16 protein-coding genes and 1 pseudogene are annotated in these 21,630 nt (G+C 52.6%); 4 read left to right on the top strand and 13 right to left on the bottom strand.

What is annotated here, in order from left to right; all coding sequences use genetic code 11:
- Positions 1-40: 40 nt before the first annotated feature.
- The 5 genes from WC5_RS16340 to pgi form a co-directional block, all read right to left on the bottom strand.
- The gene (locus WC5_RS16340) at positions 41-2,137 is read right to left on the bottom strand and encodes a YjbH domain-containing protein (RefSeq protein ID WP_000745771.1); all 2,097 of its coding nucleotides are present in this window, start codon (positions 2,135-2,137) and stop codon (positions 41-43) included.
- The gene (locus WC5_RS16335) at positions 2,137-2,874 is read right to left on the bottom strand and encodes a capsule biosynthesis GfcC family protein (RefSeq protein WP_000594077.1); all 738 of its coding nucleotides are present in this window, start codon (positions 2,872-2,874) and stop codon (positions 2,137-2,139) included. Before WC5_RS16335 ends, WC5_RS16340 begins: the two co-directional genes overlap by 1 nt.
- On the bottom strand, positions 2,871-3,509 hold the full coding sequence (locus tag WC5_RS16330; protein WP_010348933.1) for a YjbF family lipoprotein: 639 nt from the start codon (positions 3,507-3,509) through the stop codon (positions 2,871-2,873). The genes WC5_RS16335 and WC5_RS16330 overlap by 4 nt, the downstream gene beginning before the upstream one ends.
- 113 nt (positions 3,510-3,622) lie before the next feature.
- Positions 3,623-3,865, bottom strand: coding sequence for an exopolysaccharide production protein YjbE (gene yjbE / locus WC5_RS16325; RefSeq protein ID WP_000757333.1), 243 nt, complete (start codon positions 3,863-3,865; stop codon positions 3,623-3,625).
- A 511-nt stretch (positions 3,866-4,376) separates the two neighbouring features.
- Positions 4,377-6,026 carry a glucose-6-phosphate isomerase gene (gene pgi / locus WC5_RS16320; protein ID WP_000789996.1) on the bottom strand — a complete coding sequence of 550 codons (1,650 nt, stop codon included), beginning with the start codon at positions 6,024-6,026 and terminating at the stop codon, positions 4,377-4,379.
- A gap of 293 nt (positions 6,027-6,319) precedes the next feature.
- On the opposite strand from pgi, the gene lysC reads away from it, so the two are divergent.
- Positions 6,320-7,669, top strand: coding sequence for a lysine-sensitive aspartokinase 3 (gene lysC, locus WC5_RS16315; protein ID WP_001112918.1), 1,350 nt, complete (start codon positions 6,320-6,322; stop codon positions 7,667-7,669).
- 37 nt (positions 7,670-7,706) lie between these two features.
- Here the strand turns inward: lysC and WC5_RS16310 are convergent, their stop codons facing one another.
- A complete protein-coding gene (locus WC5_RS16310) occupies positions 7,707-8,495 on the bottom strand; it encodes a nucleotidyltransferase domain-containing protein (protein WP_000055811.1) in 789 nt (262 codons plus the stop codon).
- 5 nt (positions 8,496-8,500) lie between these two features.
- Positions 8,501-8,743, bottom strand: a pseudogene (locus tag WC5_RS16305) (slipin family protein); the annotation flags it as partial.
- A gap of 401 nt (positions 8,744-9,144) precedes the next feature.
- Between WC5_RS16305 and WC5_RS16300 the strand changes: the two are divergent.
- Positions 9,145-9,417, top strand: a complete 273-nt coding sequence (locus WC5_RS16300; RefSeq protein WP_001207629.1) for a YjbD family protein — start codon at positions 9,145-9,147, stop codon at positions 9,415-9,417.
- Here the strand turns inward: WC5_RS16300 and rluF are convergent, their stop codons facing one another.
- Together rluF and WC5_RS16290 are read right to left on the bottom strand one after the other, a co-directional pair.
- Entirely contained in the window at positions 9,418-10,290 is an 873-nt protein-coding gene (rluF, locus tag WC5_RS16295) for a 23S rRNA pseudouridine(2604) synthase RluF (protein WP_000936356.1), read from the bottom strand. It abuts the gene before it with no gap.
- A gap of 375 nt (positions 10,291-10,665) precedes the next feature.
- Entirely contained in the window at positions 10,666-10,983 is a 318-nt protein-coding gene (locus tag WC5_RS16290) for a type II toxin-antitoxin system CcdA family antitoxin (RefSeq protein WP_000960884.1), read from the bottom strand.
- Between the two features lie 186 nt (positions 10,984-11,169).
- Between WC5_RS16290 and pepE the strand changes: the two genes are divergently transcribed.
- Positions 11,170-11,859 carry a dipeptidase PepE gene (gene pepE / locus WC5_RS16285; RefSeq protein ID WP_000421752.1) on the top strand — a complete coding sequence of 230 codons (690 nt, stop codon included), beginning with the start codon at positions 11,170-11,172 and terminating at the stop codon, positions 11,857-11,859.
- An 89-nt stretch (positions 11,860-11,948) separates the two neighbouring features.
- On the opposite strand, the gene WC5_RS16280 is transcribed toward pepE, so the two are convergent.
- Both WC5_RS16280 and metH read right to left on the bottom strand, forming a co-directional pair.
- On the bottom strand, positions 11,949-13,580 hold the full coding sequence (locus WC5_RS16280; RefSeq protein WP_000956821.1) for a Na/Pi cotransporter family protein: 1,632 nt from the start codon (positions 13,578-13,580) through the stop codon (positions 11,949-11,951).
- Positions 13,581-13,749: 169 nt separating this feature from the next.
- The gene (gene metH / locus WC5_RS16275) at positions 13,750-17,433 is read right to left on the bottom strand and encodes a methionine synthase (RefSeq protein ID WP_000095989.1); all 3,684 of its coding nucleotides are present in this window, start codon (positions 17,431-17,433) and stop codon (positions 13,750-13,752) included.
- A 199-nt stretch (positions 17,434-17,632) separates the two neighbouring features.
- Between metH and iclR the strand changes: the two genes are divergently transcribed.
- A complete protein-coding gene (gene iclR, locus WC5_RS16270) occupies positions 17,633-18,457 on the top strand; it encodes a glyoxylate bypass operon transcriptional repressor IclR (protein WP_000226398.1) in 825 nt (274 codons plus the stop codon).
- 15 nt (positions 18,458-18,472) lie between these two features.
- Here the strand turns inward: iclR and aceK are convergent, their stop codons facing one another.
- Positions 18,473-20,197 carry a bifunctional isocitrate dehydrogenase kinase/phosphatase gene (gene aceK, locus WC5_RS16265; RefSeq protein WP_001137204.1) on the bottom strand — a complete coding sequence of 575 codons (1,725 nt, stop codon included), beginning with the start codon at positions 20,195-20,197 and terminating at the stop codon, positions 18,473-18,475.
- A gap of 124 nt (positions 20,198-20,321) precedes the next feature.
- Positions 20,322-21,626: an isocitrate lyase gene (gene aceA / locus WC5_RS16260; protein WP_000857853.1), complete on the bottom strand. Its 1,305-nt coding sequence runs from the start codon at positions 21,624-21,626 to the stop codon at positions 20,322-20,324.
- Between the last annotated feature and the right edge of the window lie 4 nt (positions 21,627-21,630).

The following is a 21,630-nucleotide window of genomic DNA, read 5'->3' on the forward strand; positions in this document are numbered from 1 at the left end:
GGGTGCCAGTGATTGCGAAAACTGGCACCTTTCCCATGATTTAGCGGAAATTGACGCTACGGTCGCTGGTCATATCATACAACTGGAACTTACGCCCAAGTTGCTGACCACCGTCACGCGTCAACGGCGTCCAGCCAATTGCCGCACGGCTGCGTGTCGGGCCAGACGAGAAGAGATCCAACGGTACAGAGACATACACGCCTTTGGTGAAGTCCCCTTCGCCGTACTCCTCTTTCGAAACATTCGTGATCGTGGCATAGCCCCCCACCACCACGCCGCTATCAAAGCGTTTGGCGATCTCCAGCGTGCCGCCTTTATCCCCTGCCAGATACTGCCCGACGCTGGCTTTCACTAACACATCCTGAGCGAAAGATGGCGTCCAGTATGCGGTCAGATGTCCGGTTTTCACGCTGTAATCAGTAAACTTCATCATATCTTTCGCACTACGCCAGTCGCGCTGTTTAACGTAGTTGGCATCCAGACCAAACGCCCAGTTGCTGTCCAGCGGGCGATACAATACTTCTGCCCCCGCACCGCCAAACATGGTTTCGAGATAACCGCCATAAACCTGCCCGTAGAAGCCGTTGCCCAGATGCTGGAAGTAGTTGGCTTGCAGGTTATTCACATAGACATCGTTCTGCACATACTCGCGCACATGGGTACGAACGCGCGGTAAGTGTGAGTCCTGCGGTGGATTGGTGTAGTTAAACTTGTCGTAATTGTTGGCAAGGTTAGCAAACAGGCTGCCGGTGGTGAGCAGATGGTCCGTCAGCCACAAATCCGCCGTTCCCATCACGCCCAGTTGGTACATGTAAAAGTTTTCCGGGCCACCGACTGACTGGTTCAGCACCGGATCGATATGGAAATCAAAGCGCGATTTGTCGATATACCAGCCCTGCTCGGTGGACTGCGGAACCACCGGCTCGACGCGTTTTTGCGCCAGCTTCGTTTCATGCCCAAGCGGCTCGCCGGCGAGATGGTTTTTCAGGCTGGCGACATCGGTTTCCGTCGTCACCTGCGGCATGTTAAGGCGATTTTCCGTAATGCGGATCGTTTTGATCCCATCCGGCAGATCGTTCATCACGATCCGATTAGCGCGAATGATCCCTTCGCGCGAATCACGATATTTCACCTGCTCGCCGGTAACATACAGCGTATCGCCTTTCGCCTGGATCTGCGGATCGGCCAGTCCGGCGTTATATTTCAACAGTGTTAGCTGATTCGCCACCACCGAATGCTGCAAAATGGCATCCTGTGGCTGCGGTTGATATTGCGGTCGGGCGTTATCGTTGTACGAAGGACGTAGATCGTTAAAGTTGGTGCGCAGCGTAACGCCAAACATAAAGGTGTTGCCACGTTCATAGCTAAGGTTAACGTCGGCCCAATCGGTAACGCGATAAATCGCCCCGACGTTAAACTTACTTTTTTGCTCCAGCTTCCCGGCAAAATCCTGCTGATAATTATTGCCTTCATACTCCAGTTTCAGGCGCAGCGGTTGCCAGGGCGTCTGGTATTCCACGCCGCCAAACAGTGAGGCAGGACCGTGGAACATCTGGCTACCGTCGATAGATCCCGCCTGTTTATAGCTGTTATCGCGATAGCAATATTTATCACTGGCTGAACAGAGCGGATTTTTCACATTACCGCTGGTGCCCAGATATCCCCAGCCCAGGCCGAGTGTAAAATCGAACGGCCCCCAGGCTTTGCTGGCGACCAGATATTCCGCATCAAACAGCCCCGTACCGCCGATATCCCGCGCACCAACCGCCACTTGCGGCAGCCAGTAACTCTCTTCCCACAAACGCAGTTTGAGATCGAAGGCTTTATCTTTATATGTTTGATCACCAGAGAACGCTTCGACGCTGCTGTACTGCCGGGTGCGCACGTCGGTGTAGCGCAGCGTTGTTTCCAGCCATGGGAAGAGTTGCACTGAAGCAGAGTAATAACGGTACTGATCGTTATCACGATAGTTCAAACTCAACTCCCCTTCCCGCGCCATGCGCGCGGTGGGCGTTTGTAACAGACCGACGCCGCCGAAGTCCGATTGCGATGGGCCAATAGGCGCAGGATACGTTTCGCCGTAGCAGGCCGTGCTAATGCCCAGCGCCAGTAAGCTAAGCAGATGTCTTTTTTTCATTATTGCGGTATCCGCTGCGTCAGAGTCTGAAGAATGTCGGCGTTCAGGGCATCAGGCGTCTTACTCCAGGCGGAGTCCGCCAGGCCAACATAAATAATGCTGCCGGGCATCGGCTCTACGTGACGCTTGTTCCAGTAAGCCACCGGCGCTTTTTGCGTGCGTCCATCCGGGTAAACCACCCACGCGTAGCTGCGATCTGCACTGCTAAGCAGCTTCTGACCGGAGAGATAGCTCGCCACATCGCGACCTGGAGTGAATGGCTGCTTGCCAGGACGGCTGATAAGCCCGAACAACGTTACCGTGGACGGCGCGGAACCCACCCACAGCGTGTAATTACCCTGCAACGGCGGGTTGCCGCGTTCGGCAACGCGGACGATATCGGGATCAAGATTGATTTTTTGCCTGCACGTCACTTTCAACGCCTGAATTTGCTGGCGTAAGGCGTTGATCGCGGCTGCATCGTCGGCGCTGGAATCTGCGGCCTGTTCTGCCAGCCGCGTCAACAACGCCTGCTGCTGCCGCAATGCTGCCGCCGTTGCCAGCTCTTCGCTAATCACCGCACCAGGCCACCAGCTATTCGCCAGTCGTGGTTGACCTACCAGATCGATTAAATGCTCTGCGCCCGTCAGCGTTTTGGCCTCACTGCTGCCATTGCTGAACACCTTGACGGTGCCTGCCGCAAAGACCGATGACGCTCCCACGCTCAAAAGCAACGCTGCAATTGTTAGTTTAATCATTGTCTTGCTGCCTTGATGAGAGTGGTTTTCACCGGGAAATAATCCGCGCCGAGATACTGTTCCGACTGGCGAATTTGCCCTTCGCTGTCGATCCAGTAGCGGTTATGCCAGTGCGCCTGGTCGGTGGAGACTTCTTCGTCCAGCACGCGAACCGGGGTTTCATCGCTGCCGACTTTGACGGTATCGGTGCCAGCCCATTTGAAGACCGAGCGTGCGGTGGCGTAGCGCACCTGCTGGTACTCGGTCCAGCCCATCGTGCGCGTCCAGGTTGCGCCATCAACGATTTGTGCGGGTTTAATCAGCGGATCGGCTGCAAGGTTATTCACTTCAATCAGGTTGTCGCCGCCGAGCAGAGTTTTCACCAGACGACCATGTTGTGTAACGAGAGTGGCCTGATCCTGAGTGACCCATTTTTGTTGTCCGTTTTCAGCGAAGGCCAGCACCACAAATAACTGCGGCCCGCCATTAAACTGCATGTACTGGCTGGCGTAGGGCATATTTTGAATATCATCGTCCGTCAGCTGTACGCCTGGCGTGCCGAACAGACTGTCCCACAGTGAATTGCCCAGCTCTTTAGTCGTGGCTGAACACGCCTGTAATAACAGGCAGATAAGAATGAGTGCAGGTCGCTTCACGACTCTTCTCCAGAGGGGCAGAATAACCACACCGGAGTGTGGTTATGGTAAATCCCTTCATACTTCAAGCCACAGATGCAATGACTCGAATTATTTTGGGGATACATACGTTATTACTGGGTACTGGTGGTCGTGGTTGTGGTGGTCCCGGTATTAGAACCATCGCCGCCACCGGTTGCCGCGAGCGCGACACCCACCGCCGAGCTTACGGTGCTAACGCTGGTCGCGGAGGAACTACCCGCCGAAACCGACGTTGCTGCCGACCCTGCCGCTTCGCCCACCTGTACAGGTGCAGCCCACGCAGAAGTCGCCGCAAGCGCAGATATGGCAAAAATGCCATACAGAACTTTTTTCATAACAATTTCCCTTCATTGAATGAATGGAGATTTACCCAAAAACATTTCGGGCGGAATCGAGTATACACAACTAAAGCATGTGGATTACGGCGTGGGGAATTAGTTATGGGGTTTTAGGATAATTGGAATGAATAGCAATTATATATTTTTTATTATATATAAATAATCATGTTAATCATGATGTTAAAATAAATACAAAAGCGATTAACCTGCGTATATTCCGAAATGATTACAGACTGAAAATCTATTTTAGGATTAACCTCACGGTATGATTTTCGTTAAATCACAGACAAGAGGATTTATCTGATAAAACAATGCCGACTTATAGTCGGCATTGTTATTAAGGTTATTTAATCAATCGTGCTATGTATTAATTGCCGAATACGATGTACATATCGGCATCGACCTGTAGGCCTGATAAGACGCGACCGCGTCGCATCAGGCACCGGTTGCCGGATGCGGCGTAAACGCCTTATCCGGCCTACGTAGCGACATCAGGTATGCACGATGATTAACCGCGCCACGCTTTATAGCGGTTAATCAGACCATTGGTCGAGCTATCGTGGCTGCTGATTTCTTTGTCATCTTTCAGCTCCGGCAGAATGCGGTTAGCCAGCTGTTTACCCAGCTCCACGCCCCACTGGTCAAAGGTGAAGATGTTCAGGATCACGCCCTGAGTAAAGATTTTGTGCTCATACAGCGCAATCAACGCCCCCAGGCTGAACGGGGTGATTTCGCGCAGCAGGATGGAGTTGGTCGGGCGGTTACCTTCGAACACTTTAAACGGCACCACGTAGTCAAGCGTTGCCGGATCTTTACCCTGATCGCGATATTCCTGCTCAACCACTTCGCGGGATTTACCAAACGCCAGCGCTTCGGTCTGGGCGAAGAAGTTAGACAGCAGTTTCTGGTGGTGATCAGAGAGCGGGTTATGGGTGATAGCTGGCGCGATGAAATCGCATGGCACCATTTTGGTTCCCTGGTGGATCAGCTGGTAGAACGCGTGCTGACCGTTAGTACCTGGCTCACCCCAGATAATCGGGCCAGTCTGGTAATCCACGACGTTACCGTTACGGTCAACGTATTTGCCGTTGGATTCCATATTGCCCTGCTGGAAGTACGCCGCAAAACGGTGCATATACTGGTCATACGGCAGAATCGCTTCAGTTTCTGCGCCAAAGAAATTGTTGTACCAGATGCCAATCAGCGCCAGCAATACAGGCAAGTTTTTCTCTGCTGGAGTAGTGGAGAAATGCTTGTCCATGGCATGTGCGCCAGAAAGCAGTTCAACGAAATTATCAAAGCCGATAGAGAGAACAATCGACAGGCCAATCGCTGACCACAAAGAGTAACGACCGCCGACCCAGTCCCAGAACTCGAACATGTTGGCGGTATCAATACCAAACTCGCCAACGGCTTTCGCATTGGTGGAAAGCGCCGCAAAGTGTTTCGCAACGTGCTTCTCATCACCTGCCGCTTTCAGGAACCAGTCACGCGCGCTATGGGCATTGGTCATGGTTTCCTGAGTGGTGAAGGTTTTAGACGCCACCAGGAACAGCGTCGTTTCCGGGTTCACTTTTTTCAGCACTTCTGCGATGTGAGTTCCGTCAACGTTAGAAACAAAGTGCATGTTCAGGTGATTTTTGTACGGACGCAGTGCCTCAGTCACCATGTACGGGCCGAGGTCAGAACCGCCGATCCCGATGTTCACCACGTCGGTGATTGCTTTGCCGGTATAACCCTTCCACTCACCGGAAATAATCGCTTGCGAGAAGGTTTTCATCTTCTCCAGCACCGCGTTGACTTCCGGCATTACGTCTTTGCCATCAACCAGAATCGGCGTATTGCTACGGTTACGCAGTGCCACGTGCAGCACGGCACGGTTTTCGGTGCGGTTGATCTTCTCGCCAGAGAACATCGACTTAATCGCGCCCGCCAGATCGCACTCTTTCGCCAGATCCTGCAATTTCGCCAGCGTTTCTTCGGTGATGCGGTTTTTGGAGTAATCCACCAGCATCTGATCGTCGAAGGTTGCGGAGAACTTAGAAAAACGATCGCCATCTTTAGCAAAAAGATCGGCGATCGTAACGTCTTTCATTTCATCGAAGTGTTTCTGTAGTGCCTGCCAGGCAGCGGTCTGCGTTGGATTGATGTTTTTCATTAGCAATACTCTTCTGATATTGAGAATTGTGACTGTGGAAGATTGTAGCGCCAGTCACAGAAAAATGTGATGGTTTTAGTGCCGTTAGCTCAGCTAACTACTGAAGAGGATAAAAAGTATAGACGTTATAAGCACAATTTCTGACCACGCCCGCTGCATGAATAATCCGCATAATCCCAGCGTTGACACACTCCCCTACACCTTTTATTTATAAATACGGTCTGCGCCTGCACCGGTTTCTATTTTGCCTTTGTGCCAAGGTCGCTTCTTTCATTCCCTGACACGAGGTTGTTATGCCCGATATTGTTGTCTCCAAATTTGGTGGTACTAGCGTGGCTGATTTCGACGCCATGAACCGCAGCGCCGACATTGTGCTTTCTGATGTGAATGTTCGTTTGGTTGTGCTCTCTGCTTCTGCGGGGATTACCAATCTGTTGGTTGCACTGGCTGAAGGTCTGGAACCGGTTGAGCGTTTCGAAAAACTCGATGCTATTCGCAATATTCAGTTCGCCATTCTGGAGCGTCTGCGTTACCCGAACGTCATCCGTGAAGAGATTGAACGTTTGTTGGAGAACATTACTGTTCTGGCCGAAGCGGCGGCACTGGCAACATCTCCGGCACTGACGGATGAACTGGTCAGCCACGGTGAACTGATGTCTACTCTGCTGTTTGTTGAAATCCTGCGCGAACGCGATGTCCAGGCGCAGTGGTTTGATGTGCGTAAAGTGATGCGCACCAACGACCGTTTTGGTCGTGCGGAGCCAGATGTTGTTGCACTGGCGGAACTGGCTGCGTTGCATCTGACTCCACGGCTCAGTGAAGGTTTAGTCATCACCCAGGGCTTTATTGGTAGCGAAAGTAAAGGGCGTACAACAACACTTGGACGTGGCGGCAGCGATTATACGGCAGCCTTGTTGGCGGAAGCCTTACACGCATCTCGCGTTGATATCTGGACTGACGTCCCTGGCATCTACACTACCGATCCACGCGTGGTGCCGGCAGCAAAACGCATTGATAGAATCGCTTTTGAAGAGGCCGCTGAAATGGCGACCTTTGGCGCGAAAGTGCTGCATCCAGCGACGTTGCTGCCCGCAGTGCGCAGCGATATTCCGGTGTTTGTCGGTTCCAGCAAAGACCCACGTGCTGGCGGTACGTTGGTGTGTAATAAAACCGAAAATCCACCGCTGTTTCGTGCACTGGCTCTGCGCCGTAAACAAACGCTATTAACCCTGCACAGCCTGAATATGCTGCATTCCCGTGGCTTCCTCGCGGAAGTTTTCGGTATCCTCGCGCGGCATAATATTTCGGTGGATTTAATTACTACGTCCGAAGTGAGCGTGGCATTAACTCTTGATACTACTGGTTCAACTTCTACCGGCGATACATTGTTGACGCAATCACTGCTGATGGAGCTTTCAGCACTGTGCCGTGTAGAAGTGGAAGAAGGCCTGGCGCTGGTGGCGCTGATTGGTAACGACCTGTCAAAAGCTTGCGGCGTCGGCAAAGAAGTATTTGGTGTGCTGGAACCGTTCAACATCCGCATGATTTGCTACGGCGCGTCCAGCAATAACCTGTGCTTCCTGGTGCCAGGTGCTGATGCGGAGCAGGTAGTGCAGAAATTGCATAGTAATTTGTTTGAGTAAAAACAGCGCGGCCCGGATGAAGTGCCCCGGGCCGTATTTATTTCCCCATTACCGTTTGATACAACAAACCATCCAGTTCCCTGACATCTCCCTCTCGACTATCCGGTAACATCGGTGGAATTTCCCCACGCGCCAGTTCCGCACGAATAAACGCATGTAGCAATGGACGGCGCGGACCATATTCCGCTTCTCCTGCGCGCTGTTTACGTTCCAGCAATTCGTCTATTTCTGCGCGTAACGGCGCATCAAGTTCGCTTCCCGCCAGTAGCTCGGCAAAGCGCATTGGCGGCACACCTTTACCCGATTCGACCCAGCGCACAGCCAATAGCGGGCGCAGTACGTAAAAGTATTTTTTCAGCCGAACTTCGTCGCCCTGCAAATAACCGCGAAAGTTTTTTCGCGCCATCGAATAATAATGCCAGCGCGCACGTAGCGGAGAAAACCACTTCGGCGTCATTGCTTTTAGCGCCGTTATCGTTTCTTCGTCTTGCTGATAGACCACCGGTGAGTCCAGCCATTCAATCAGCGTCGGGTTCGCGCCTTTCAATAATCCCAGCGCCTTACGCCACTCCCAGCCTGAAACATCCAACTCGTCGTCGATGGGCAGTTCGATAACATCGCGCGGTGACTCCACCCGCAGATACCATTCCAGCGGATGAACATACAAAAAACGCACATCATAATCGCTGTCTGGCGAAGCAAATCCCCAGCCGCGACTCCCTGATTCGCAGGCGTACAGCACTTTCACACCATACCGCCGTTCAATTTCCTTTAACTGTTGCGATACCCGTTCACGCATCGCAGCACTGACTCCATTTAAGGACATTTTGCTCATCCTTTGATATTAACTAACCCATGCTGCACCTGGTCAAGACCACCAAATACAGAGATGTTATCAATCCGCTCAGCCACTCTCTCCAGCGTTTCCAGCTCTTTTAAGCGCAACGCCACCGGGTTGTTTTCCATGACTTTGGCGGTATTCAGCAACGAACGCGTGGCGGCGGTTTCTTCACGCCGACGAATCACATTTGCCTGCGCGGATTTCTCCGCTTCAACCAGTTGCGCAAGAATATGTCAGTATCGCATCTCGGCCTTTAATAGCCCCTTTGCGCCGTGGCTGCAATACCGTGTTCATCACATCCGTTTGTATCTGGACTTGCTGCGTATTCATCCGTATCAGCGCCAAATCTGGTGTGCCAACGGGGTTAAATCCCCTGTATCATTCAGTATCAACGCGAAAGTTTTTTGCTAAAAGTGTGCCAAAAGTGAAATTTCACACTTAATTAATTGAATGATAAAGATTTAATTAAATTAGATAACTTGCCGGATAATAATATTCGTTAAATTTTTATCTTCATTTATCACTAATTATCGAGAGAGATAAATATTTAAGAGACAGCAAAATGAATATTATCAGTTCTGCTAGCAAATGAATTCCCGTACACTGAACCCTCTGGCTCACTGAGGGCACCATCATGGCACTCCCCCGTATTACACAAAAAGAAATGACCGAGCGTGAACAGCGCGAATTAAAGACGCTGCTGGATCGGGCGCGTATTGCGCATGGTCGCGTGTTGACCAATGCCGAAACCAACAGCATTAAAAAAGAGTACATTGATAAGCTGATGGTTGAGCGTGAGGCTGAAGCGAAAAAAGCCCGCCAGTTGAAGAAAAAGCAGGCTTATAAACCGGACCCCGAAGCGTCATTCAGTTGGTCGGCAAATACATCGACGCGCGGCAAACGCTGATTAGCGCCCTTTTTTCTTCCGCCCCGGCGAGGTGAAACGCTTACCGTTTGATGCCGGGCGACTACCTTTTTCCGCCGCCTTTTCCATCTTCACCACCGGGCGCTTGATACCCGCCGTTTTCGGTTTGGCCTTCGCTTTGGGTTTTGCCTCGGAAGAGGAATTTTCAATGAGCTTAAAGAGGTCGATTAACTCATCATCAGTTAAATCGCGCCACTCCCCCAGCGGAATGCCGCTTAAGCTGACGTTCATAATCCGTGTACGTTCCAGCTTCTTCACTTCGTAGCCAAAGTGCTCGCACATGCGACGAATCTGTCGGTTCAGCCCCTGCACCAGGGTAATGCAAAAGACAAATGGCGCTTCTTTTTTGACTTTGCATTTTTTGGTCACCGTCCCGAGGATCGGCACACCTGCGCCCATGCCACGAATAAATTCATCGGTAATCGGTTTATCCACCGTCACCAGATACTCTTTCTCATGGTCATTACCCGCACGGAGGATCTTATTCACCAGATCGCCGTGATTGGTGAGGAAAATCAGCCCCTGGGAGTCTTTATCAAGACGACCAATCGGGAAGACGCGTTTACTGTGGTTAACGAAATCGACAATGTTGTCACGCTCACCATCTTCGGTGGTACTGACAATCCCCACTGGCTTATTCAGGGCGATAAGCACTAAATCTTCGGCTTCCCGAGGCTCAATCAACTGACCGTTTACTTTCACAACGTCGCCGGGTTTCACCTGATCGCCAATGGTGGCACGCTTGCCATTAAGGAACACATTGCCTTGCTCGATATAGCGATCCGCTTCGCGGCGTGAGCAAATTCCGCTTTCGCTGATGTATTTATTTAAACGAACTGATGAGTCGGGCAGCATAAATTCTCCTGTAAAACGCGGAATATACCGTACCTCCTCCTCCCAAAAAACAGGATTTATGCGGGATGCGATAAGTTACGCGTCTGCATTAATAGCCGTTTAATAGAAAATCGATAGCATCACGCAGTACGATTCGCTGTTGACTAACGTTCTCCCAACTCTTTTAGCGGTATTCCTGTCATCATGTGTGCCATTACCATGTGATCCAGGCCTGCAATTGAAACCACCGGACAAACTTTTACCGGCGATCAAGCCTGACCGCCGGAGCAACAATGGTATGCTTTAATACATTGGCGACAGGATGCTGGAGATTGATGAGATAAGGATAAACGTGCCGCCCACTCCCCAGGTTCTCATAAGCACAATATTGATCCATTAGAATGACCTTTGGTAATCGCTAAATGAACCGTTCTCATCCACCCACTGATTAACCGCGTCGACAGATTCTTTGTTTTCTCGCAACCAGGTTTCTCTCTGATTCTGACGGATTTTTTCCAGTAACGCTTCGGTTAATACCGCCGAGAGATTGAGTTTGAGTTTGAGTTTGAGTTTGAGTTTGAGTTTACGAGCTTCTTCCAGAATCTCTGGTGGCAGCGAGACATTAACAGATTTTTTCACCTTCGATATTGTGCGCATAATTCCCTCCATCATGATGCGCATACTCTGTCTAAAAGTAGCGTAATTAACGAGCATTTTTCCTCCAGTTCCCTTAGAAATTTGTCGAAAAATACATCTACTACGAATACCTGTCACGCCTGATCATTCAAACTTGCGAGGCGCTTTCCAGAAGCAATACGCGACATCGTGAGCCATGTCAGTAAGCGGTTAAAATCACAGTGGTAGCATGGCTCCCGTGATTTCTTACTAACCGGAGAAGTAATGGAACTGCTTTTATTGAGTAACTCGACGCTGCCGGGAAAAGCCTGGCTGGAACATGCGCTGCCGCTGATTGCTGAACAGTTGCAGGGGCGCCGTTCAGCGGTGTTTATTCCTTTCGCTGGCGTAACGCAAACCTGGGATGATTACACCGCCAAAACGGCTGCGGTTCTCGCTCCGCTGGGTGTTTCTGTCACCGGTATTCATAGCGTTGCCGATCCAGTTGCCGCAATTGAAAATGCGGAAATCGTGATTGTCGGCGGTGGCAACACTTTCCAGTTACTGAAGGAATGCCGTGTGCGCGGTCTGCTGGCACCAATTGTTGACGTGGTGAAACGCGGCGCGCTGTACATTGGCTGGAGTGCAGGGGCTAACCTTGCCTGTCCGACTATCCGTACTACCAACGATATGCCAATTGTCGATCCACAAGGTTTCGATGCGCTGGATCTGTTCCCGCTGCAAATCAACCCGCACTTCACCAACGCGCTGCCGGAAGGCCATAAAGGTGAAACGCGCGAGCAGCGTATTCGCGAACTGCTGGTGGTCGCGCCAGAGTTGACGATTATTGGTCTGCCGGAAGGTAACTGGATCACGGTGAGTAAAGGTCACGCTACGCTGGGCGGCCCGAATACCACCTATGTGTTTAAGGCTGGTGAAGAAGCGGTTCCGCTGGAAGCCGGGCACCGTTTTTAAGTGAATTGCCGGATGCATTATCCGGCATCTTGTACACAATGCCTGATGCGACGCTTGACGCGTCTTATCAGGCCTACAGGGTCACGGTATTAATACTCGTCCCGTCCCTCATCTTCATCTGGTTGTTCCAGCACGCTGTAAGCGACTGAACAAAACAGCGAGTTCAGACGCTGCATATCTCCCAGCAAGCCTAAATGTAGCGAACTGGTTTCAATACTCTGCACGTTCTGCTGATGCAGGCGATCTACGTGAGCGTGGGAATAACGGCGATTAAGAATGCGAAAGCGATGCTTGCTGCGGCGTAAACGACGGGCGCTGGTGACATCGCCAGAGAAGAAAACCGACATTGCCAGTTTTAAATTACTGAGCAATTGCTCATAGAGCGCATCCAGTTCCTTCAACCCATCAATCGAAAATGCCCGCCGCGCTGCCAGCGATTTGTCAGCAATTTCACTACCCATACGCTCGACAATATCGGAAGCCTGTTCCAGATTGAGCGCCATTTCAATGATTTCCGCCCAGCGACGAGACTCTTCCTCCGCCAGTTCCTCTTTTGGCATCCGCGCCAGGTAAAGTTTAATCGCGGTATACAACACGTTGATATCATCCGCCAGCTTACGCAGCTCTTTCTCTTCACGAGGCGCGCCGTGCATCACTTTATTCAGCCCTTCCATCATCTGTTCCATAGCGTCACCGATGCGCAATGTTTCGCGGGCCGCATTGGCCAGAGCAAGCGTTGGCGTATCCAGCGCGCTAACGTCCAGATGTTTCGGTTTCAGATGGGCATCCAGTTCGGGTTCATCGCGAATAATCGTTTTGCAAAACCGCGCCATCGGGTCAACAAATGGCAGCATTACCAGACAGCGCACAAGGTTGTAGAAGACGTGGAAATAGATTACCAGTTCCGCTTTCGGCAAAGGCAGTTTATCCATGGATTCAGCCAGAATATGGACAAACGGCAGGATAATCAGGCTTCCCACCAGCTTAAACAGCAGGCTGCCCAGCGCCACGCGACGTGCAGCAGCATTGGCGGCACTGTTGTTAAGCATCGCCAGCAGGCCGGAGCCGAGGTTAGCACCAATCACCAGACAGAGCGCCACCGGGAAAGAGATAATGCCTGCGGCGGTCAGCGTGGCGGTCAGCAGTACTGCGGCAAGACTGGAGTAGCTGATAATGGCGAACATCGCGCCAATCAGCGCATCCAGTAAAATATCGCCAGTCAGCGAGGCAAAGATCACCTGAACGCCGTTAGCCTGGGTGATCGGCGTTACTGCCTGCACAATCAACTCCAGTGCCAGCAAAATCAGCCCAAGACCGATACCGACGCGCCCCAGTTGCCCGGCGCGCGACTGTTTGCGACCGAGGAAAAAAATCACGCCGATAAAAATAAGTAACGGTGACAGCCAGGATAAATCGAAGGTAAGAATACGCGCCATTAGCGCCGTCCCGACATCTGCCCCCAGCACAATCACCAGAGCCGGTGCGAGGGCAACCAGATCCTGAGCGACAAACGAGGTCACCAGCATGGTGGTAGCATTACTGCTCTGTACCAGTGCGGTAACGCCTATTCCCGCGCAAAAGGCGAGCGGCTTCTTTTCGACGCTCCGGCTAAGAACAGTACGCAGCCTTGCGCCGAAGACGCGCATCACGCCTGTGCGAACAATATGTGTCCCCCAGACCAGCAGGGCGACGGCAGAAAGCAGGTGAAGCAGTGTTAACACGAGTTCAGGTTCTCCTTATCGTTATATGCTCCTGAAACAGATACCGAAGGGGGCGAGCTGCACTTTTCCGGTCTGATATAAGACCAGTATAAGTGTTTCATATTAATAAAGAGACAGGGCACTCATTGAGCGCCCTGTTTGTTGTAAGGAAAAGTGACAGATTTGTGAATCAGTCCGCGTCATACCCCAGATTCGGCGCCAGCCAGCGTTCAACATCAGCAACGCTCATTCCTTTACGGCGGGCATAGTCTTCGACCTGGTCGCGCTGAATTTGCGCCACGGCGTAATACTTGCTATCCGGGTGGCTGAAATACCAACCCGAAACCGAAGCTCCAGGCCACATCGCGAAAGATTCCGTGAGTTTCATGCCGGTGTGTTTTTCCACTTCCAGCAGCTCCCAGATGGTGGCTTTTTCCGTATGTTCCGGGCAGGCCGGGTAGCCGGGCGCCGGGCGGATACCCTGATAGTTTTCGCGGATCAGCTCTTCATTGCTGAGATTCTCGTTCGGCGCATAGCCCCAGTAAACTTTACGTACCCGCTCATGGAGATACTCTGCAAAGGCTTCCGCCAGACGGTCGGCAAGGGCTTTCACCATGATTTTGTTGTAATCATCGTGCTGCGCTTCGAATGCATCAGCCAGCGCGTCTTCTTCCAGCCCGCCAGTCACGGCAAATGCGCCGATGTAATCCGCCTTGCCGGAGAGCTTCGGTGCCACGAAATCAGCAAGACAATAGTTGGCGAAGCCGGTTTTTTCCGTCTGTTGGCGTAGATGGTGGCTGACGTTGATCACATGGGTGCGCGTTTCGTCGCGGTAGATTTCAATGTCATCGCCCACACGGTTTGCCGGGAACAGACCAACCACACCGCGTGGATTCAGCGTTTTCTCGGCGCTTAATTTATCCAGCATGTCATTGGCGTCTTTAAACAGGCGCTTCGCCTCAACGCCTACCACTTCATCTTCCAGAATGCGCGGATACTTCCCGGCCAGCGACCAGGTCATAAAGAACGGCGTCCAGTCGATGTAATTACGCAGCGTTTCGATGCTGGCTTCGACTTCCTGCACGCCGAGACGGTGCGCCACCGGCGGCGTGTAAGCCTGCCAGTCAAAAGCGAAGTCGTTATCACGCGCCGCTTCCAGCGTGACCGGCGGTGTGCGCGGTTTCTTGCGCCCGTGCTGAATACGCACGGTTTCGTACTCTTTGCGGGTACGAGCGACAAAGTCGTCACGCTGAGTGTCGGAAAGCAGCGCCGCCACAACGCCAACGGTGCGCGAGGCGTTTTGTACATACACCGTCGGGCCACTGTAGTTCTGCTCTATTTTCACCGCCGTGTGCGCTTTTGAGGTGGTCGCACCGCCAATCAATAGCGGAATGGTAAAGCCCTGACGCTCCATCTCTTTCGCCACGTTAACCATTTCGTCCAGCGACGGCGTGATCAGCCCCGAAAGGCCAATCAAATCGGCATTCACTTCTTTGGCGGTGCGGAGAATTTTTTCCGCAGGCACCATAACGCCGAGATCGACAATTTCGTAGTTATTACATTGCAGCACCACGCCAACGATATTTTTACCGATATCGTGCACATCGCCCTTCACGGTGGCGATCACCATCTTGCCGTTGGTTTTGCCCTGCTCTTTGCTGGCTTCGATAAACGGTTCGAGATATGCCACCGCCTGCTTCATAACGCGTGCCGATTTCACTACCTGCGGCAGGAACATTTTCCCTTCGCCAAACAGATCGCCGACCACGTTCATGCCGTCCATCAGCGGGCCTTCAATCACTTCAATCGGGCGCGTAGCCTGCTGGCGGGCTTCTTCGGTATCCTGCTCGATAAACTCGGTAATGCCTTTAACCAGCGAGTACTCCAGCCGTTTTTTCACGTCCCACGAGCGCCACTCTGCCTGCTGGGCGTTAGCGGTGTCGTCTGTTTTACTACCGCGATATTTCTCGGCAAGCTCCAGTAAACGCTCGGTGCCATCGTCGCGCCGATTGAGGATCACATCTTCCACCGCGTCGCGCAGTTCAGCGGGCAGATCGTCGTAAATCGCCAGTTGCCCGGCGTTGACGATCCCCATATCCATACCGTTACGAATAGCGTAGTAGAGGAACACCGCGTGAATGGCTTCGCGCACCGGATCGTTGCCACGGAATGAGAAGGAAACGTTGGAAACGCCGCCGGAGATCAGCGCGTGCGGCAGTTCGCGTTTGATGTCTTCACACGCGCCAATAAAGTCCTGCGCGTAGTTGTTGTGCTCTTCAATACCAGTTGCGACCGCGAAGATGTTCGGGTCAAAAATGATATCTTCCGGCGGGAAACCAACCTCTTCGGTGAGGATTTTGTACGCCCGACGGCAAATCTCGATTTTCCGCGCGCGGGTATCGGCCTGGCCCTGTTCGTCAAAGGCCATTACCACCACTGCCGCGCCGTAACGACGCAACAATTTCGCGTGATGGATAAAGGCATCGACACCCTCTTTCATCGAGATAGAGTTAACAATGCCTTTGCCCTGAATACACTTCAGCCCTTTTTCAATGACGTCCCATTTTGAAGAGTCGATCATAATCGGCACGCGGGCAATATCCGGTTCACCCGCAATCAGGCTGAGGAAACGCACCATCGCCGCTTCGGCGTCGAGCATTCCTTCATCCATATTGATATCGATAATCTGCGCGCCGTTTTCCACCTGCTGACGCGCCACATCCAGCGCCTCGCTGTATTTCTCTTCTTTGATCAGGCGTTTGAACTTAGCGGAACCGGTGACGTTAGTCCGCTCACCGACGTTCACAAACAGGCTATCGTCGCCAATATTCAGCGGCTCCAGGCCGGATAAACGGCAGGCTATGGGGATCTCAGGCAGTTTGCGCGGCGCTAATCCTTCTACTGCACGGCTCATCGCCGCAATATGTTGTGGCGTGGTGCCGCAGCAACCGCCGACGATATTCAGGAAGCCCGCTTCCGCCCATTCGCGAATCTGTTTTGCCATCGTGTCGGCGTCGAGATCGTATTCACCAAAGGCGTTAGGCAGCCCGGCATTCGGGTGAGCGGTGACGTAGCATTCTGCTATTCGCGACAGCTCCTGCACATACTGGCGCAGTTCATCGGGCCCCAGCGCACAGTTGAGGCCGAAAGTCAGGGCTTCGGCATGGCGCAGAGAGTTGTAAAACGCTTCGGTGGTTTGCCCGGAGAGCGTGCGGCCGGAGGCGTCGGTGATGGTGCCGGAGATCATAATCGGCAATTCCACGCCCAAGGCTTCAAACTCCGTTTTCACCGCAAAGACCGCCGCTTTAGCGTTGAGGGTGTCGAAGACAGTTTCAATCAGAATCAGGTCTACACCGCCTTCCACCAGTGCTTTAGTGGATTCGCGATAGGCTGCCACCAGCTGATCAAAGGTAATGTTACGGAATGCCGGGTCGTTTACGTCCGGAAAAATAGATGCCGTGCGGTTGGTTGGGCCGAGAACACCAGCAACGTAGCGCGGTTTCTCTGGCGTGCGGGCGCTCCATTCGTCGGCACAGGCACGCGCCAGTTTCGCCGCCGCAAAGTTGATTTCCGCTGACAGGGATTCCATCTGGTAATCCGCCATCGCAATGGTCGTGGAGTTGAAGGTGTTGGTTTCGATGATATCCGCGCCCGCTTCAAAGTAAGCGTTGTGGATAGCAGCAATCACGTCCGGTTTACTGAGCACCAGCAGGTCATTGTTGCCTTTGAGATCGCACGGCCAGTCGGCAAAGCGTTCACCACGAAAATCGGCTTCGTTCAGTCGATAACTCTGGATCATGGTGCCCATTCCGCCGTCCAGCACCAGAATACGTTCATTTAACTGCGCACGCAGTTGTTCCACTTTGCTGCTCACACTTGCTCCCGACACGCTCAACCCAGATTTAATAAAAATTCAACAAACCATACTGGCATAAACGCATCTGTGGTAAAAGCGACCACTACGCAACATGAGATTTGTTCAACATTAACTCATCGGATCAGTGCAGCAGCTATTGCATTAGTTAACAATAAAAATGAAAATGATTTCCACGATACAGAAAAAGGAGGCTGTCATGGTCGCACCCATTCCCGCAAAACGCGGCAGAAAACCCGCCGTTGCCACCGCACCTGCGACCGGACAGGTTCAGTCTTTAACGCGTGGCCTGAAATTACTGGAGTGGATTGCCGAATCCAATGGCAGCGTAGCGTTAACCGAACTGGCGCAACAAGCCGGATTACCCAACTCTACCACCCACCGACTGCTAACCACGATGCAACAGCAGGGCTTCGTCCGTCAGGTTGGCGAACTGGGTCACTGGGCGATCGGCGCACATGCCTTTATGGTCGGTAGCAGCTTTCTCCAGAGCCGTAATTTTTTAGCCATTGTCCATCCTATTCTGCGCAACCTGATGGAAGAGTCTGGCGAAACGGTCAATATGGCGGTGCTGGATCAAAGCGATCACGAAGCGATTATTATCGACCAGGTACAGTGTACGCATCTGATGCGTATGTCCGCTCCTATCGGCGGTAAATTACCGATGCACGCTTCCGGTGCCGGTAAAGCCTTTTTAGCCCAACTGAGCGAAGAACAGGTGACGAAACTGCTGCATCGTAAAGGGTTACATGCCTATACCCACGCAACGCTGGTTTCTCCTGTGCATTTAAAAGAAGACCTCGCGCAAACGCGCAAGCGGGGTTATTCATTTGACGATGAGGAACATGCGCTGGGACTGCGTTGTCTCGCGGCGTGTATTTTCGATGAGCATCGCGAACCGTTTGCCGCAATTTCGATTTCCGGGCCGATTTCACGTATTACCGATGACCGCGTAACCGAGTTTGGCGCGATGGTGATTAAAGCGGCGAAAGAAGTCACGCTGGCGTATGGTGGAATGCGGTAACTTTTCGCCTCCGATTTATACAAACCGCACGCTAAACCGCTGCCTGCGCCGATACGCATAGACATCTTCCACATGCCCTTCACGGATACGGTTTTGTAGCGCGCGCCAGTAGTCGGCGCGGAACAGGTCAGCGTGCATTTCTTCAAACAGCGGGCCAATGCGCGGGTCAGCGCATAGCCAGTGACGGAACTCTTCCGGGAAAACATCGCCGGGCGAGACGCTGTACCAGGGTTCGCTGGCGAGCTCGTCTTCCGGGTAGCGCGGTGGCGGGATATCGCGGAAATTCACTTCCGTCATGTAGCAAATTTCATCGTAATCATAAAACACCACGCGCCCGTGACGGGTGACGCCAAAGTTTTTAAATAACATATCCCCAGGGAAGATATTGGCAGCGGCAAGCTGGCGAATGGCGTTGCCATACTCTTCAATAGCGTCGCGCAGTTGCTGCCCTTCAACTTGCTCAAGCCAGATATTGAGCGGCACCATTCGCCGTTCGATATAGAGATGGCGAATCACAATCTGTTCGCCGAGATCGGTAATTTTTTCCGGTGCTTCCTGGAGCAGTAATTCCATTAATGCCGGGGAAATATGCCGCTTCTCCAGTACAAAGTTTTCAAACTCCTGGGTATCTGCCATTCGCCCTACGCGATCGTGTTCCTTAACCAGTTGATAGCAGGCGCGGACGTGAGCAGCAGACATCTCTTTCTGCGGCGCGAACTTGTCTTTGATGACTTTGAATACCCGATCAAAGCCCGGCAGCGTGAACACCAGCATCACCATTCCACGAATGCCCGGAGCTTCAATAAACTGTTCATTACAGCCCTGTAGATAAACGAGATATTCGCGGTAACTTTCGGTTTTAGCGTGTTTCTGGCAGCCGATAGCCATATACAGTTCTGCGGTGGTTTTGCCCGGCAGAATTTCCCGTAACCACTCGACCAGCGCAGCTGGCAGCGGCGCGTAAACCATAAAATAGGATCGCGCAAAGCCAAAGACGATGCTCGCTTCGGCGGTCGTCGTCAGGCAGGTATCAATAAATAACTCGCCATTGTCCGTCTGATGGATCGGCAGCAAAAAGGGCAACGTGCCGGAAGGCGTGATCAGTTTGCCCACCAGCCAGGCGGCTTTATTGCGGTAAAACAATTCGTTCGCCACCTGTAAATGACTTTCGGCGAGGTTGTCTGTCCCCAGCGTCTCCGTCAGATGGCGAATGATGTAGTTGATATCGCGGCTTTTATTCTGCCAGCGCAGACGCAGCGGCAGGTCGCTGAGAACGCGCATCAGCAGAGATTCCCAGCCATGATCGGGATAAAAATCTTTTGCCAGCGGGCGCGGAATGGTACGAAAACGGCGCTCTGGCTGGGAGCTAAAGATAAAAAGCCGCTCGGGAGTAAGCGAGCGGTGGTCAAATAACCGACAGTATACGGAGTTGAAAAAACTCTCCGCAATCTCGAAGCGCGGGTAATCCGGCAACAGCCGGGTGTAATGTTCTTTGACGTGTAGTAAAAATGCGGCATCCGTGCTTTGACCGTTGGTAATGCAGCGCAGTTGCTCCACTACCAGCCCCACGTGATGATCATAAAGATGGATACGGTCTTTCATCGCCTGCTGGACAGCGTGCCAGTCGGCTTGTTCGAAACGCTGCTGCGCCCCGGAAGTCACTTCGAGGAATCGACCATACTGGGCGTCGAAACCTTGTAAAATGGTTTGTGCAATCAGTAATTCCAGGCCACGCGGCATTTGTTGCCCTCATCAGGAGCAGAGAATTGCCGGAAAAGACGCGTCAGCGTCGCATCAGGCGCTGATTGCCGGATGCGGCGTGAACGCCTTATCCGGCCTACAGTCAGCAACGTTTGTAGGTTGCTTAGAACTGCGATTCTTCGGTGGAGCCAGTCAGCGCAGTAACTGACGACGTGCCGCCCTGAATAATGGTTGTCACTTTATCGAAGTAACCCGTACCCACTTCCTGCTGATGAGAAACGAAGGTATAGCCATCTTTCGCAGCAGCAAATTCTGGCTGTTGCACTTTCTCAACATAATGCTTCATACCCTCGCCCTGGGCATAGGCGTTTGCCAGGTCGAACATGTTGAACCACATGCTGTGGATCCCCGCCAGGGTGATGAACTGGAATTTGTAGCCCATATCCGACAGCTGCTGCTGGAAGCTGGCGATAGTTTTGTCGTCGAGGTTTTTCTGCCAGTTGAACGATGGCGAGCAGTTATAGGCCAACAGTTTGCCCGGGTATTTCGCGTGGATAGCTTCCGCAAAGCGACGTGCCAGTTCCAGATCCGGTGTAGAAGTTTCACACCAGACCAGGTCGGCATACGGCGCATACGCCAGGCCACGGCTGATCGCTTGTTCAATGCCTGCGTGAGTACGGAAGAAGCCTTCGCTGGTACGCTCGCCGGTAATAAATTCGCTGTCATACGGATCGCAATCAGAGGTGATCAGGTCTGCTGCATCAGCATCGGTACGTGCAACCAGCAGAGTTGGAACGCCCGTCACGTCGGCTGCCAGACGCGCTGCGACCAGTTTCTGAATAGCTTCCTGAGTTGGCACCAGCACTTTGCCACCCATGTGACCACATTTCTTCACGGACGCGAGCTGATCTTCGAAGTGAACTGCCGCTGCACCGGCTTCAATCATCGCTTTCATCAGTTCAAAGGCATTCAAAACACCGCCAAAACCGGCTTCCGCATCGGCGACGATCGGCAGGAAGTAATCGACATAACGCGGATCGCCCGGTTCAATACCAGCAGACCACTGGATCTGATCGGCACGACGGAAGGTGTTGTTGATCCGTTCCACCACGGCTGGCACCGAGTTTGCCGGGTAGAGAGACTGATCCGGATACATGCTGGCCGCGAGGTTAGCGTCTGCCGCGACCTGCCAGCCAGACAAGTAAACCGCTTCAATACCCGCTTTCGCCTGTTGCAGTGCCTGACCGCCAGTCAGTGCACCGAGGCTGTTGATGTAGCCTTTTTTCGACTCACCGTGCAGCAGTCGCCACATTTTCGCCGCGCCCAGCTGCGCCAGCGTACATTCCGGATTGACCGAACCGCGTAATTTCACCACATCTTCCGCGCTGTACGGGCGAGTAATGCCTTCCCAACGCGGTTGAGTCCACTCTTTCTGTAATTCTTCAATTTGTTGTGTACGGGTTTTCATGTGC

It is taken from the genome of Escherichia sp. KTE114, assembly GCF_000407765.1.
Lineage (GTDB): Bacteria > Pseudomonadota > Gammaproteobacteria > Enterobacterales > Enterobacteriaceae > Escherichia > Escherichia ruysiae.

Coding starts and splice junctions, on each gene's coding strand:
- WC5_RS16340 (WP_000745771.1), bottom strand. CDS start 2,137: ATGAAAAAAAGACATCTGCTTAGCTTACTGGCGCTGGGCATTAGCACG.
- WC5_RS16335 (WP_000594077.1), bottom strand. CDS start 2,874: ATGATTAAACTAACAATTGCAGCGTTGCTTTTGAGCGTGGGAGCGTCA.
- yjbE (WP_000757333.1), bottom strand. CDS start 3,865: ATGAAAAAAGTTCTGTATGGCATTTTTGCCATATCTGCGCTTGCGGCG.
- pgi (WP_000789996.1), bottom strand. CDS start 6,026: ATGAAAAACATCAATCCAACGCAGACCGCTGCCTGGCAGGCACTACAG.
- lysC (WP_001112918.1), top strand. CDS start 6,320: ATGCCCGATATTGTTGTCTCCAAATTTGGTGGTACTAGCGTGGCTGAT.
- WC5_RS16310 (WP_000055811.1), bottom strand. CDS start 8,495: ATGTCCTTAAATGGAGTCAGTGCTGCGATGCGTGAACGGGTATCGCAA.
- WC5_RS16300 (WP_001207629.1), top strand. CDS start 9,145: ATGGCACTCCCCCGTATTACACAAAAAGAAATGACCGAGCGTGAACAG.
- rluF (WP_000936356.1), bottom strand. CDS start 10,290: ATGCTGCCCGACTCATCAGTTCGTTTAAATAAATACATCAGCGAAAGC.
- WC5_RS16290 (WP_000960884.1), bottom strand. CDS start 10,983: ATGCTCGTTAATTACGCTACTTTTAGACAGAGTATGCGCATCATGATG.
- pepE (WP_000421752.1), top strand. CDS start 11,170: ATGGAACTGCTTTTATTGAGTAACTCGACGCTGCCGGGAAAAGCCTGG.
- iclR (WP_000226398.1), top strand. CDS start 17,633: ATGGTCGCACCCATTCCCGCAAAACGCGGCAGAAAACCCGCCGTTGCC.
- aceK (WP_001137204.1), bottom strand. CDS start 20,197: ATGCCGCGTGGCCTGGAATTACTGATTGCACAAACCATTTTACAAGGT.
- aceA (WP_000857853.1), bottom strand. CDS start 21,626: ATGAAAACCCGTACACAACAAATTGAAGAATTACAGAAAGAGTGGACT.